The organism is Brevundimonas sp. Br13, assembly GCF_055391505.1.
In genome coordinates this window covers 2,908,426-2,921,713 of sequence record NZ_AP044008.1, presented here as the reverse complement: position 1 = coordinate 2,921,713, position 13,288 = coordinate 2,908,426, and the positions used below count along the sequence as shown (strand labels likewise).

16 protein-coding genes and 1 tRNA gene are annotated in these 13,288 nt (G+C 68.8%); 8 read left to right on the top strand and 9 right to left on the bottom strand.

The annotated features are described in order from the left end of the window. Window positions 1-59: 59 nt before the first annotated feature. The 8 genes from ACZ5M6_RS14545 to flgF form a co-directional block, all read right to left on the bottom strand. Window positions 60-1,862 (bottom strand): DUF885 domain-containing protein, encoded by a 1,803-nt coding sequence (locus ACZ5M6_RS14545; RefSeq protein ID WP_464158993.1) that lies wholly within the window; start codon window positions 1,860-1,862, stop codon window positions 60-62. Window positions 1,863-1,918: 56 nt separating this feature from the next. Beyond that, on the bottom strand, window positions 1,919-2,419 hold the full coding sequence (locus ACZ5M6_RS14540; protein WP_054766389.1) for a hypothetical protein: 501 nt from the start codon (window positions 2,417-2,419) through the stop codon (window positions 1,919-1,921). An 11-nt stretch (window positions 2,420-2,430) separates the two neighbouring features. Next, entirely contained in the window at window positions 2,431-2,874 is a 444-nt protein-coding gene (locus tag ACZ5M6_RS14535) for a hypothetical protein (RefSeq protein ID WP_152950762.1), read from the bottom strand. Between the two features lie 52 nt (window positions 2,875-2,926). Continuing rightward, complete coding sequence (locus tag ACZ5M6_RS14530) at window positions 2,927-3,403, bottom strand: hypothetical protein (RefSeq protein WP_054766387.1); 477 nt, start codon at window positions 3,401-3,403, stop codon at window positions 2,927-2,929. A gap of 98 nt (window positions 3,404-3,501) precedes the next feature. Continuing rightward, the gene (gene flgH, locus ACZ5M6_RS14525; RefSeq protein ID WP_464158992.1) at window positions 3,502-4,239 is read right to left on the bottom strand and encodes a flagellar basal body L-ring protein FlgH; all 738 of its coding nucleotides are present in this window, start codon (window positions 4,237-4,239) and stop codon (window positions 3,502-3,504) included. Window positions 4,240-4,250: 11 nt separating this feature from the next. Then, window positions 4,251-4,844 carry a flagella basal body P-ring formation protein FlgA gene (locus tag ACZ5M6_RS14520; protein ID WP_182714064.1) on the bottom strand — a complete coding sequence of 198 codons (594 nt, stop codon included), beginning with the start codon at window positions 4,842-4,844 and terminating at the stop codon, window positions 4,251-4,253. Between the two features lie 3 nt (window positions 4,845-4,847). After that, on the bottom strand, window positions 4,848-5,636 hold the full coding sequence (flgG, locus tag ACZ5M6_RS14515; RefSeq protein ID WP_054766384.1) for a flagellar basal-body rod protein FlgG: 789 nt from the start codon (window positions 5,634-5,636) through the stop codon (window positions 4,848-4,850). A 12-nt stretch (window positions 5,637-5,648) separates the two neighbouring features. After that, window positions 5,649-6,389 (bottom strand): flagellar basal-body rod protein FlgF, encoded by a 741-nt coding sequence (gene flgF, locus ACZ5M6_RS14510; RefSeq protein WP_182714065.1) that lies wholly within the window; start codon window positions 6,387-6,389, stop codon window positions 5,649-5,651. A gap of 176 nt (window positions 6,390-6,565) precedes the next feature. On the opposite strand from flgF, the gene ACZ5M6_RS14505 reads away from it, so the two are divergent. The 7 genes from ACZ5M6_RS14505 to ACZ5M6_RS14475 all read left to right on the top strand — a co-directional run bounded on the left by ACZ5M6_RS14505 (window position 6,566) and on the right by ACZ5M6_RS14475 (window position 11,940). Further along, a complete protein-coding gene (locus tag ACZ5M6_RS14505) occupies window positions 6,566-7,243 on the top strand; it encodes a flagellar basal body-associated FliL family protein (protein WP_464158991.1) in 678 nt (225 codons plus the stop codon). A gap of 3 nt (window positions 7,244-7,246) precedes the next feature. After that, the gene (gene fliM, locus ACZ5M6_RS14500) at window positions 7,247-8,287 is read left to right on the top strand and encodes a flagellar motor switch protein FliM (protein ID WP_464158990.1); all 1,041 of its coding nucleotides are present in this window, start codon (window positions 7,247-7,249) and stop codon (window positions 8,285-8,287) included. Then, the gene (locus ACZ5M6_RS14495; RefSeq protein ID WP_054766380.1) at window positions 8,287-8,877 is read left to right on the top strand and encodes a DUF6468 domain-containing protein; all 591 of its coding nucleotides are present in this window, start codon (window positions 8,287-8,289) and stop codon (window positions 8,875-8,877) included. The genes fliM and ACZ5M6_RS14495 overlap by 1 nt, the downstream gene beginning before the upstream one ends. A gap of 17 nt (window positions 8,878-8,894) precedes the next feature. After that, entirely contained in the window at window positions 8,895-9,779 is an 885-nt protein-coding gene (locus ACZ5M6_RS14490; protein ID WP_054766379.1) for a MotE family protein, read from the top strand. Between the two features lie 303 nt (window positions 9,780-10,082). Continuing rightward, on the top strand, window positions 10,083-10,322 hold the full coding sequence (locus tag ACZ5M6_RS14485; RefSeq protein ID WP_054766378.1) for a DUF3297 family protein: 240 nt from the start codon (window positions 10,083-10,085) through the stop codon (window positions 10,320-10,322). A gap of 40 nt (window positions 10,323-10,362) precedes the next feature. Continuing rightward, window positions 10,363-11,805 (top strand): M20/M25/M40 family metallo-hydrolase, encoded by a 1,443-nt coding sequence (locus ACZ5M6_RS14480; protein ID WP_054766377.1) that lies wholly within the window; start codon window positions 10,363-10,365, stop codon window positions 11,803-11,805. Between the two features lie 48 nt (window positions 11,806-11,853). Then, a tRNA-Leu gene (locus ACZ5M6_RS14475) sits at window positions 11,854-11,940 on the top strand. A gap of 23 nt (window positions 11,941-11,963) precedes the next feature. Here the strand turns inward: ACZ5M6_RS14475 and ACZ5M6_RS14470 are convergent. Next, window positions 11,964-12,374: a hypothetical protein gene (locus ACZ5M6_RS14470; RefSeq protein WP_054766303.1), complete on the bottom strand. Its 411-nt coding sequence runs from the start codon at window positions 12,372-12,374 to the stop codon at window positions 11,964-11,966. 91 nt (window positions 12,375-12,465) lie between these two features. On the opposite strand from ACZ5M6_RS14470, the gene ACZ5M6_RS14465 reads away from it, so the two are divergent. Continuing rightward, window positions 12,466-13,203, top strand: a complete 738-nt coding sequence (locus ACZ5M6_RS14465) for a helix-turn-helix domain-containing protein (RefSeq protein ID WP_464158989.1) — start codon at window positions 12,466-12,468, stop codon at window positions 13,201-13,203. The last annotated feature ends 85 nt before the right edge of the window (window positions 13,204-13,288 follow it).

Here is a 13,288-nt window from a genome sequence, read left to right as displayed (position 1 = left end):
CGTCAGGCGTGTCGCTGCGCGCCACGACCTGACACTTCCCCCGCAAGCGGGGGAAGGTCCTATTTCTCCGCCGCGATCCAGGCGTCCATCCGCTGGTCCAGAAGGGCCAGCGGCAGCGGGCCCTCCGTCAGCAGGGCGTCGTGGAAGGTGCGGACGTTGAACTTCGGCCCCAGCTCGCGCTCGGCCCTGGCGCGGATTTCGCGCAGGCGGATCTCGCCGATCTTGTAGGCCGTGGCCTGGCCGGGCCAGCCGATGTAGCGCTGAAGCTCGGTCTCGATATTGTGGGGCGCCAGGGCGGAGTTGTCGCGGAAACAGGCGCGGGCCTGCTCTTCCGACCAGCCCATCCAGTGCAGGCCGGTGTCGGCCACCAGGCGGCAGGCGCGCCACATTTCATAGGACAGGCGGCCGAACCGCTCATAGGGCGTGCGATAAAAGCCCATCTCCTCGCCCAGGAACTCGGAATAGAGACCCCAGCCTTCGGTGAAGGCCGTCACATTGGCCTGGCGGCGGAAATAGGGCTGGTCCTCGGCCTCCTGCTGCAGGGCGATCTGAAGGTGGTGGCCGGGCACGGCCTCGTGCAAGGTCAGGGCCGGCAGTTCGTACAGGGGGCGCTGGTCGAGCTTCGACGTGTTGACCACATAGTGGCCAGGGACGCCGTTCTGCATCGAGCCGGGATTGTAGCGGCCGGTGGTGTAGGTCGCCTCGATCTGGGGCGGGACCGGCTGCACGTCATAGGGCAGGCGGGGCAGGGTGGCGAACAGGGCGGGCAGGCCGCCGTCCGCGCGCTTGGCCATCTCCGACGCCTTCTCCAGCAGGTGCTCGCGCGTCTGGGCGTAGAACTGGGGATCGGTGCGCAGGAAGTTCAAAAAGCCGGCGAAGTCGCCGGTCCAGCCGGCGGCCTTCATCTCGACCTCCATCCGGGCGCGGATGCGGGCGACCTCGGACAGGCCGATCTGGTGGATCTGGTCCGGCGTCAGGTCCGTGGTGGTGTGGCCGCGCACCAGATAGGCGTAGAGGGCCTTGCCGCCGGCGCGGTTGCCCAGGCCGGGCTCGATCGGAGCCTTGGGCAGGTATTCGGTCTCCAGAAAGGCCAGCCAGGCCCGGCGTGCGGGGACGATGACTGCGGCGACCGCAGCGGCGGCCTCGGCCCTCAGCCGGTCGCGGTCGGCGGGGGCGATGGTGGTCGGCAGGGTGGCGAAGGGTTTGAGCAGGGGCTCGTCCTCGGGCGTGATCGCCACGTCATTGCGCGCCCCGGCCAGGGCGCTTTCGGTGACGGAGCGGGGCTGGACCATGCCGGTGGCGAGACCCCGCCGGGCGTTGTCGGTGGTCTGGGCGTAGATGTCGCCAAAGCCCCGTATGCGCCGGATATAGGCCTGAGCCTCCGCCACCGTGTTCAGTCGGGTGCTCTGGCCGACATAGAGGGCCCAGGTTCCCGGCCCGCCTTCGCTGTCAAAGGCCAGGCGAGAGGCGTCGTAATCCAGACCCTCGACGCCGCGCTTCAGGCTGTACAGCAGAAAGGCGTGATTGATCCGCGCCGCCTGGGAAAGACTTGCCGGGTCGATGGCCTCGACCCGGGCGACGAAGGCTTCCAGCGGCGCGCGCTGGGCCAGTTCGAAGGCGCGCGACAGGTCGGGAACCCGGCCCATGGCCTCCACATCGCCCTCTCCGCCCGCAGCGAAGGGGTCGATCGCCTTCAGATAGGCTTCGTAATCGGCGATCAGGGCGTTCAGGGCCGCCTCAGCCGGGCGGGCCGTCGCCGGCGCCGCCACGGGGACCCCCATCTGCGCAGCCTCCGGGGCCGCAGCCGCGCCGGTCGCCGCCGTCGCCAAACCGGCCGCAACGGCCAAACCGATGATCTTCATGACGCCCTCCGCTTTCAGCCGCCACGCAAGCGGAGCGGACGGGGGGCGTCAAGCCGTCATCCGCAGGCGGCGAAGAAGCGTTCGATCTCGGCCAGGGCGGCGGGGCGGGCGGCGTAGGCGTGACGTTCGTCCCCGTCCCAGACGGCGATCCAGCCCAGCCGGCGGAACCGCTGGAAGACGGGGTCCTTGGTGCTGGCGCGGGCCTGGGCGTAGTAGCCGTCGCTGATCGCCGCCTCTTCAGAAGTGGCGCGATAGGTTTCGGTGTCGCCGCCGGACTCCAGCCGCAGCTGGCGCGCCGGCTTGTCGAGTATGGCGGCCAGATCCAGGGTGTCGGAACCGGGACGGCAGAAGAGCTGAAGCTTGACTTCGTCGCTGTGGGCCATGCCGTAGACCAGAGCCTGTTGCGGCGGCTCGTCCGTGTTGCGGATCCAGTCGTAGCCCGGCGTCGGGGCGGGGGCGGATGCGGCCGGGGACAGGTCGGCCGTCGGCGGCTGGGTCGCGCAGGCGGCCAGGGCCGCGACGGACAGAAGGGGCGGGATCAGCTTAAGCCGGGACATCGTCGGTCTCCTCAACCGGCGCAACGGTCCGCCAAACGGCGCAGCTTGGCAAGATGGGCGCGGGGGATGGCCACCCGGTCTGTTCGATCGCCCGTCTGAATGGTCAGATCGCCCGAGCCGACGAAGGCGGCGAACAGCGGATGGTCGGTGCGGACCGTCACCTGCAGCCGTCCCCGCCGTCCGAACCGGGCCGGACTGGTCGCGGCGACGTCGCCGGAGCTCAGGCGCGCGAAGGCGGCGCCGGGCGCCGGGGCGTCTTCCTTGTATACCGTAAGGTCCACGACGCCTGAGCGCGGATCACATTCCACGGTGGCGCGAAGATTGGGCGTGTCGGGCGCCTCATTGGCCAGAACGACCGGACCCTCGTTCTCATAAAGGGTCCAGGTCCAGACCGGGGCGGCGCGCGGAGCTCCCGCCTGGCCGAAAGCCAGGAGGGCGGCGAGAATGAGGTTCATCGGTCGGCCCTGCTGGCGGTGGAACTCAAGCCTGCGTCAGCCGCGTATTTTGTCAAGCGCGCGAAGACCCGCAATAGGCCAGAAAGTCCGCGATCATCCGCCGCTCGGCCCTGTCAGCGGTCAGGTCGAACTGGCCTGCATCGCCCTGAACCCGCATCACGCCGCGGTCGGCGAGACCCTTCAGACTGGCGTCCTGCAAGGACAGGCGCGACTCCGTAGCGTCGCCGCCGGTCAAGGGATCGATCAGGCTGGGACCGTGCGAGGCGTTGATCAGGCGAGGCGTGTCCGGCTGGACGTCGCCATAGACCACGGCCGTCCGGTCTCCAGGCGAGCAAGTCACCATCAGGGCCAACTGATCGGAGTTGGCGACGCCGTAAGCCAGCTTGGCCATGGCGCCCTCGTGGCTGAGATGCCAGGCCATGGCCGGCGCTTCCGCCGACATCGGGGCCGAGGGCTCGGTCGCCTGCGGCTTGGCGGCGAAGGCGACCAAGGCGATGGCGGCGGCGGCGGGGATCAGGACCTTGAACATTTCATTAACTCGCGTCTGACGGTCAAACGCGGGTATTCGTCAACAGTTCACGGCTCCGCTTGCGCGGCTGATGGTTGTGGCTTTCGCGCCGCAGCGGGTCAGAAGGGGCTGAAGCGCTCCACCAGGCTCTGGGCGGCGGGCGTGGCCTGCATCCGGCTGATGTCGCCGCGGCCGCCGTAGGAGATGCGGGCCTCGGCGATTTGGGTGTGGTTGATCGAATTGGCCGAGGAGATGTCTTCCGGCCGCACGATGCCGGCGACGGTCAGCTCGCGAACCTCACGGTTGGTGCGGACCTCCTGCCGGCCCTGGATGACCATATTGCCGTTGGCCAGAACCTCGGTGACGACGGCGGCGATGGTCAGAGAGACCTTTTCGGACCGGTTGACCGAGCCCGAGCCCGAGGCGTTCGTTTCGCCTTCCAGCCCGACCATCTTGGACGGATCGAAACCGCCCGGCAAGGCGCGGCCCAGGCTGCTTTCCAAACCGAAGAAGTTGGACACTCCGGTCGAGGCGTCGTTGGACCGCGACCGTTGGGTCGTGTTCTGGGTCTGGGCGCGGTCGTCGATGTCGATGCGGACGGTCAGGATGTCGCCGACGTGACGGGCGCGCTGGTCGCCGAAGAAGGTGCGGGCGCCGACCCGCCACAGGCTGTTGGCGCTGGCGGGGGTCGATTCAGTCCGCATCGCCGGGGCGGCCATATAGGCCTGCTGGGTGGGAACCAGGGCGGCGGGATAGCCGATGGGCGCCAGTTGGGGGCCGCGCACCGCCTCGACGGCGGTGGAGCAGGCGCCCAGGGAGGCGGCGGAGACGGCGGCGGCGAGGACGAGCTTACGCATGACGGACTTCCCTAGCGGGCGGCGAATTGTTGAGGATTGGCGCGGACCATGTCGGCGGCGGGACCGGCAAGGGCCTGGCCGGGACCGGAGGCCACGGCGTCGATGATGCGGTTGGAGGCGGTGTTCATGACCGCCACGGGCTCGCCCAGGGCGGCGTTGCGCAGCGCCTTGCCCATGACGCTGAGATTGACGCCCCCGACCTGATAGGTGACGCGCACCATGTCGTTGCGGGCGATGACCTGGGCGCCGGCGGAGACAAAGGCGGGGCGGGCCGTCTGGCCGGCCGAGGCGGCGGCGGTCTGAACCGGGACGGCGGCGGCGCGACGCACGGCGACTCGACGGAGGCCCGTCGGATTGTCCCAGTCCAGACCCGCCTGACGCGCCTGGGCCTGAAGGGCGCCGGCTTCCAGAACGACGGACGGGCCAACGCGCTGGGCCACCACCACCTCAGAGGCGGCGCCCGCGCCCTCGAACAGGTCGCCCAGCGTCACCCGGCCGTCGTCGTCGACAGGGTTGGACTTCAGGACCACCGAGCCGGCTGAGGCGGCGCCGGCGATCGCGGCGAAGACGGCGGTCAGGGCCAGGGCGTTACGAACGATCTTCATGGCTCAGCCCTTCACCTGGGAGGTGACCGACATCATCTGGTCCGCCGTCGATATGACCTTGGAGTTCATCTCATAGGCGCGCTGGGCGATGATCAGGGCGCTGATCTCGGACACCGCATCGACGTTCGAGGCTTCGGTATAGGCCTGCAGGATCTGGCCGAAACCGACGTCGCCGGGCGAGCCGATGTTGGCGGCGCCCGAGGCGGCCGTCTCCAGCAAAAGATTGTCGCCGATCGCTTCCAGCCCCGCCTCGTTGAAGAAGGTCGCCAACTGGATCTGGCCCACGGTGGTCGGCGCCGTCTGACCCTGCTGCGTCGCCTGGACCAGGCCGGTCTTGGAGATGGTCAGCTTGACCGTGTCCTGCGGGATCGAGATCGCCGGTTCCAGAGGATAGCCGTCGTCGGTGACGATCTGGCCTTCGGGGCTGAGCTGCAGATTGCCCGCGCGAGTGTAGCCGATCTCGCCCGAGGGCAGGGTCACCTGGAAATAGCCGCGGCCGTCGATCGCCATGTCATAGGGATTGCCGGTCTGCTGGGGCGTGCCCTGTTCGGTCACGCGATAGACCGCCCCGGCCTTGACGCCGGCGCCGATCTGAATGCCCGTCGGGACGACCGTGCCCTGGCTGGAGGACTGGGCCCCCATCCGTTCGACGTTCTGATAGAGCAGATCCTGGAACTCGGCGCGCTGCTTCTTGAAGCCCACCGTGTTCATGTTGGCGATGTTGTTGGAGATGACCTCCACGTTCAGCTGCTGGGCGGCCATGCCCGAGGCGGCGGTGCGAAGTGCGCGCATGTCCAGGGTTCCTTATGCGACCTTGCCGAGGCGCTCGACGGCGCGACGGCTCAGGTCGGTGGTGTTCTCGATCATCCGGGTGACGCTCTCATAGGCGCGGCTGATCTCGACCAGGTTGGTGATCTCGACGAGGGAGTTGACGTTGGAGGCTTCCAGAGCGCCCTGATGGACCTGGGCGTCGTTCGCCTCGACCGGCTGGGTGTTGGAACCGTTGCGGTAGAGGCCGTCGCCGCCCTTCTCCAAAACGCCCAGGGTGTCGAACCGGACGACGGAAAGGCGGCCGGTGATCTGGCCCGCCTGGGTGATGGTCCCGTCCGCGCCGACCGATATGGCGCCCAGCGCAGGGTCCAGCACGATCTCGGCGCCGCCGCTCAGCACAGGCGCGCCCTGTTTGGTCGTCAACCGGCCCTCGGGGTCCAGGGTGAAGGCGCCGTCGCGGGTATAGGCCTCGCCGTTGGCGCCGTCGCGGACGGTGAAGAAGGCGCCTTCTCCGGCGATGGCGAAGTCCAGCGTGCGGCCCGTCTCGGACATGGCGCCCTGGCCGAAGTCCCGGCCGACGCCGTTGTCCAGCACGAAGCTGGCGGACGGCCGGATGGCGTCGTTGCGCGCCCGCTGGCCGATTTCCGTCCCGACCATCAGCTGCTCCACCTTGAAGCCGGTGGTGTCGGCGTTGGCGATGTTGTTGGCCACGATGTCCAGCTCGCGGCGCAGCGTCATCTGACGGGACAGTCCGATATAGGCGGCGTTTTCCACGACGAGGCTCCTTCGGAAATCCCTTACGCAATGACCGTGCCAACAGGGTTAATTCAGGCGCGGCGGGGCTTTGCGGGGGAGGAGGGGCGGGTTCGCCCGGCAAAAACTGCCGTTTGTAAACGTCGCATTAACCAAGCCGGGCCGATCTTCCCCTGTAGATTCTCCGGGGCGAGCGCATGTTGAAACTTGGCAAGAAGAAGGGCGACCCCAGCGCCGACGCGACCGAGGCCGAGGCGGGCGCCGAGGGCGAAGAAGGCGCGCCCAAGAAAAAGAAGCTGCCGATCCTGTTCATCATCGCGCCGGTCGCCCTGCTGGTCCTGGGCGGCGGCGGCGCGGCGGCCTTCTTCCTGATGAAGCCCAAGCCGGCCGAGGCGCATGGCGAGGAAGCCGCCGCAGCGGAAGGCGGCCACGGCGAAGCCAAGGCCGAGGAAAAGGGCGGTCACGGCAAGGAAGAGAAGAAGGGCGAGGAAAAGGGCGGCGGCCACGGCGGGGGCGGCAAGGAGGGCGAGGCCGATCCGTCGCTGGGCAAGATTTCGGAAGGGCCGGACGGCGTCACCTTCTACACCCTGCCGGACATGGTGATGAACATCCAGTCGCCGGACGGACGCCCCACCTTCCTGAAGCTCAAGCTGACGCTGGAGATGCATGACGCCGAGGTGGCGACGCATCTGCAGGAAGAAATGCCGCGCCTGCAGGACATGTTCACGGGCTTCGTGCGGGAGCTTCGCCCCGAGGATCTGAGCGGTTCCGCCGGCACCTATCAGCTGCGCGCCGAGCTTCTGCGCCGCATCAATCTGGTCGCCGCGCCGGGCAAGGTCGACGCCGTTCTGATCGAAGAAATGCTGGTGCAATAGGCGATGACCGACGCGCCGATCGATTCCCTGGCCGGACTGGGCGATCCTGCGGACGCCCTGTCCGAGCGCGTCCTGAACCAGGACGAGATCGACAGCCTGCTGGGCTTCGATCTCGGCGACGACGACGGGTCGGAAAAGTCCGGCATTCGCGCCATCATCAACTCGGCGCTCGTCTCATACGAACGCCTGCCGATGCTGGAAATCGTGTTCGACCGCCTGGTGCGGTTGATGACGACCAGCTTGCGCAACTTCACCTCGGACAACGTCGAGGTGTCGCTGGACAACATCTCGTCGATCCGGTTCGGCGACTATCTGAACTCCATCCCTCTGCCGGCCATCCTGGCGGTGTTTCGGGCCGAGGAACTGGACAACTACGGCCTGCTGACCGTCGATTCCAACCTGATCTATTCGATCGTCGACGTGCTGCTGGGCGGCCGTCGCGGCACGGCGGCCCTGCGGATCGAGGGGCGGCCCTACACCACCATCGAACGGGTGCTGGTGCAGCGGATGGTGGAGGTGGTGCTGAACGACGCCCGCCAGGCGTTCGAGCCCTTGACCCCGGTCACCTTCAATCTGGACCGGCTGGAGACCAATCCGCGCTTCGCCGCCATTGCGCGCCCGGCCAACGCCGCCATCCTGATCAAGCTGCGGATCGACATGGAGGATCTCGGCGGACGGATCGAACTGCTCCTGCCCTATGCGACGCTGGAGCCGATCCGCAAGATGCTGCTGCAGCAGTTCATGGGTGAGAAGTTCGGCCGCGACAACATCTGGGAAGGCCACTTGGCCACCGAAATCTGGACCACCGAAACCGAGGTGCGGGCGGTGCTGGACGAGCAGGTCATGCCCCTGTCCAGCGTCTTGAACCTGAAGGTCGGGGACACGATGATGCTGAACGCCACGCCGGATTCGGAGGTTTCGATCCGTGCGGGCTCCATCCCCCTGACGACCGGCCGCATGGGCCGAAAGGGACAACATATCGCCGTGCGCGTCGAAGGGCCGATCAGCCCTGAATCCGCCGCAAGAATAAAGGGCGCGCGCTGATGGCTGGAATGATCATGGACGCCGTCCTCATGCTGCTGCTGGTCGCGGCGGTCGGCTACGGGATCAAGCTGGAGCGCAAGCTGGCGGCCCTTCGCACCGGGCAGATCGCCTTCGCCCAGGCGGTGACCGAGCTGAACGCCGCCGCCGGCCGCGCCGAGGCGGCCCTGGCCAATCTGCGCGCCTCGGGCCAGGAGACGGATCTGCTGCACGACCGGATCATCAAGGCGCGCGAGGTCAAGCAGCAGCTGGAGGTTCTGATCGCGCGGGCCCCGACCGCGACGAGCCGGAGCCGGGAAGAGGAGGCGGTCGCCCGTCCCGAACCGGTTCGTTCGGCCGCGATCGCCCCTTCGCCGGCCGCCCTGGTCAATGACGACGACGAGCGCGCGCGCCGCATGGCCGCCCTGGCCGAACGCATCCAGGGCATGACCCCGACCGTCGCGAGCGCCGCGACGGGCCGGGCGCCGGCCGGGCGCGACAATGTCGCCGCCATCGTCCAGGCCCTGACCGCCGTCGGCTCCGCTAACCAAACCGCAAAACAAAGCCTCAACGCCGCGCGTCGTAATCTGGACGACGACCTGTTCGCCGCCTGAGTTCGGAACCTTCTTTCATGGCCCGCATCCCCCGCCTTCTCCCCCTGATCGCCGTCGCCATCGGCGGGGTCGTCGCCGTGCGCGCCGTCGGCGTCGCGCCGGGCCTGTTCGAAGGCGCCAAGGCCTGGGCCGAGGAGGCTGCGCCGGCCGCCGCCGCTGCGGCGCCCAAGCCCGCCCCGGCCGGCACCTGCGCGCTCTCGCCCGAACAGCTGGCGCAGCAGGCCGGCATTTCTCCGGCCGAGCTGAAGATCATCCAGTCCCTGTCGGCGCGCCGAACCGAGCTGGACGCGCGGGATCAGGACTTCGCCACCACCCTGCCGCTGATGGTCGCCGCCGAGCAGAAGCTGGACGCCAAGGTCAAGGCGCTGGAGGCGCTGAAGGCCGAGATGAAGCAGATGCTGGGCCAGGTCGACGAGCGCGAAAAGGCCGAGATCGACCGGCTGGTTCAGGTCTATTCGGCCATGCGGCCCAAGGACGCCGCCCCCGTCATGGCTTCGCTGGAGGATCGGGTTCGTCTGCCGGTCGCGGCGGCCATGCGGCCGCGCACCCTGGCGGCCGTCATGGCCCAGATGACGCCGGCCCAGGCCAAGGAGCTGACGGAGAAGATGGCCGCCCGCTTCCAGGCGCAGCAGATGGCGGCCCGCGCCGCCGCCGCCGAAGCGACCCCCGCCCCGGCCGCCGCCGCGCCCGCGACGCCGGGTTCTGGTCCGACGGCTGCGTCCCCGGCGCCGACGCCTGCTGCGGCGACCCCGGCGCGTCAGACCCCGCGTCCGGCCGCCCGCCGCCCGGCGAACCGTCCAGCCGCCCGCCCGACCGCGACCCCCGCCGCCGCTCCGGCCAGCGGTCCCCAAGCCTATCAGCCCTCGGCCGCCGACGCCCAGCCGCGCCAGACGGTGCAGTGACGTCCCTTGCGGATTCATCCCTAGTGGGATGACGGCGATCCGCTAACCCATTTGGGCGCATCCTCCCTTCACGCCCGATTTGGGGGCGAGGCATTGAGGATGGTCCGCCATGCTCGGGGAAGTCTTGTATATTGCGCACCGCCTTCGGCGCCCGCTGGCGCGCGGCCTGCTGACGGCGCCCCTGTGGCTGGCCATACCGCTGGCGCGGCTCTGGCTCGGGTTCTGAGCGGCGGTTTCGGTTGGCAGGGCGGCCGGGCGCGGCTATCACCGCGCCTTTCCGACCTACGAGCCCTCTGACCGACCATGTCCGACACGCCTCCCGACCGCCTCTCCGTCGACCCGTCCAGCCCCTATCACGACGCCGAGGCGTTGCAGCGCGGCGTCGGCGTCCGGTTCAAGGGCGAGGAAAAGACCAATGTCGAGGAATATTGCGTCTCCGAGGGCTGGGTGCGGCTGGCTCTGGGCAATCGCGTGGACCGCAAGGGCAAGGCCCTGACCGTCAAGTTGCAGGGGACGGTGGAACCCTATTTCCAGAACGGCTGACTCTTTCTAGGGTCGCGGCTTTCCAAGTGGAGCCGCGCCCATGTCCCTTCGTCTGCTGACCGCCAGCGCCCTTGCGCTGGGCCTTGTCGCCTTTGCGCCCCTGGCGTCGGCCCAGGACGCCGCGACGGTGGAGCGGGCGATCGCCATTCGCGACGCGGCCCTGCGCTCCAACATCGCCCTGGACTACGTCACCCAGCTGACGACCCGGTTCGGCGCGCGCCCGGCGGGATCGAAAGCCGAACAGGACGCCGCCGCCTGGGCCGCCGACTATCTGCGCGCCCACGGCTTCCAGAACGTCCGGATCGAAGAGTTTCCTCTGGTCGGGTGGGAGCGGGGCGAAAGCTCCGCCGCCATTGTCGGCGACCACGCCCAGGCCCTGGTCGCCGCCGCGCTGGGCCATTCGCCAGCCACCCCCACAGGCGGAGTCGAGGCCGAGATCGTCCGTTTCGCCTCGATGGAAGACCTTCAGGCCGCGCCGGACGCCGCTGTGCGGGGCAAGATCGTCTATGTCGATTTGGGCCAGATGCATCCGATGCAGGACGGCTCGGGCTATGGTCCCCAGACCCGCGTGCGCGGGGCCGGGCCGGGCGTCGCCGCGGCCAAGGGGGCGGCGGCCTTCGTGATGCGCTCGGTCGGGTCCGACGAGGACCGGATGCCGCACACCGGCACCACCCGCTATGTGGACGGCAAGCCGACGATCCCCGCCTTCGCCCTGTCGGCGCCGGACGCCGACCAGGTCAGCCGCCTGGTCGCCCTGGGCGAGCCGGTGCGGATGCGCCTGACCTCGACGGCCCATACCTATGAGACCCACAGCCAGAACGTGATCGGCGACCTGCCCGGCGCCAGCCGTCCGGACGAGATCATCGTCCTGGGCTCGCACATGGACAGCTGGGACCTGGGCACCGGCGCGATCGACGACGGAGCGGGCGGCGCCATTACGGTGGCCGCAGCCAAGGCCATCGCCGACAGCGGCCGTCGCCCGGCGCGCACCCTGCGCGTCATCTTCTATGGTTCCGAAGAGGTGGCCCAGCCGACGCCCCGGACCGGCAACGGCGGCGGCGTCTACGCCCGCAACCAAGGCGCCGCCCTGGACAAGCACATCATCGCCGGCGAGAGCGACTTCGGCGCCGACCGGGTCTATGCCCTGCGGCTGCCGGCCGGCGCGCAAGGCTCCGACTTCCAGAAGGCCGCCACGCGCGTCCTCTATCCGATCGGCGTCCTGGCCTCGGACCGCGTCGAGACCGAGGGCGGGGTCGATGTCGGGCCTATGGGGCCGTTGGGCGTGCCCTTCTTCGGCCTGGCCCAGGACGGAACCCGCTATTTCGACCTGCACCACACGGCCAACGACACCCTGGACAAGATCGACCCGGCCCAACTGAGCCAGAACGTCGCCGCCTGGGCGGGGCTGCTGTGGCTGATCGCCGATTCGGACGTCGATTTCCGCGCCATGCGCCCCGCCGCCCCGGCCACGCCTGCGCGCTGAGCCGCTTGGCCCCGGCCGCCGGTTCTGGCTATAGAGCCGGACCGGCTCGCGGGCGTGGCGAAACTGGTAGACGCAGCAGACTTAAAATCTGCCGGGCGAAAGCCCTTGCCGGTTCGATCCCGGCCGCCCGCACCAGCAGCCCCGTCCGCGCCGCTGGATCAGATGACCCGATGCAGCACGGCGCCTTCGGCGATATGGCGTATCACGGCGTCGCGTCCTGGCGCGTCCAGGCCCGCCGACAGGCCTATGGCCTTGCAGTTCTGCCGGGCCAGGTCGCATGCGGCGTCGATCAGGCCCTGGACGAGCCGCTCGGGCCTCAAGAGATCGAAGGCGACCAGGGCGTCGACGATGAATTGACGCTCGCCCTCCGTCGTGGTGGCGATCGTATAGGCCAGGACCGCGCGCACGACCCCTCCCGCCACGGCCGCCATCACTCCGCCGGCCGCAGGCGCCGCCGCGACGCGGGCGCGCCAGGCGTCCATCGTCAGGGTCGAATCAGCCATGCGCGCGATGACATAGGCCTGGTCGGCCTCGTCGCCGCTCAGGCGTCGGTATTGGAGTGCGCTCATTGTCGGACGTCTAGGGCTTAGACGAAAGGACCGCCTTGATCCGCGTCAAAAGAATTGCGTCTTAGGCGGACAAGAGCATAATCGCGCCATCATGCTGGAACTTCGCGCCCTGCCGACCGACTGCGCACAGCGCCGACAGGAATCGGTCTGCGTCGGCTGCGGCGCGCGCGCCTTCAGCGTCTGCAGCAGCCTGGATCCGGCGGACCTGGCCGGCCTGGACGCCATCGCCGAAAGGGTGTCGCTGAAGGCGGGCGAGGCCCTGATCCGCGAGGGCGATCCGGCCGTCCATCTGTTCAACATCACCTCAGGATCGGTGCGGATCTATAAGCTGTTGCCCGACGGGCGGCGCCAGATCACGGGCTTCCTGTTCGCCGGCGACTTCGTCGGCCTGGCGACCGGCGAGGACTACGCCTTTTCAGGCGAGGCGATTGAGGATGCGACCCTGTGCCGGTTCCGCAAGAGCGAATACCGCGCCCTTGTCCGTGAGCGGCCCCGGCTGGAAGAGGCTCTGCTGGATCGGGCGACCCACGAACTCGCCGCCGCCCAGAACCAGATGCTGCTGTTGGGCCGCAAGACGGCGCAGGAACGAATCGCCTCCTTCCTGCTGGAGCTGCCCAGCCGCGATCCCTTGCGGCCGCAGGCCGAGGATCAGGTGCGGCTGCCGATGACCCGATCCGAGATCGCCGACTATCTGGGCCTGACCATAGAGACGGTCAGCCGGGTCCTGACCAAGTTCAAGACCACAGGGGTGATTCGTCTGCTGTCGCTCAGCGAACTGCGGATCGAAGAGCCCGAGCGGCTGCGCGATATCGCCGAGGGCGAGGCCTAGAGCCTGATCGGTTGAAGTGGAATCGCTTCGCGATTCCGCTGACGCCGTGAATCAGGCTCCAGATTAAAGCGAGAGCATGATTCAC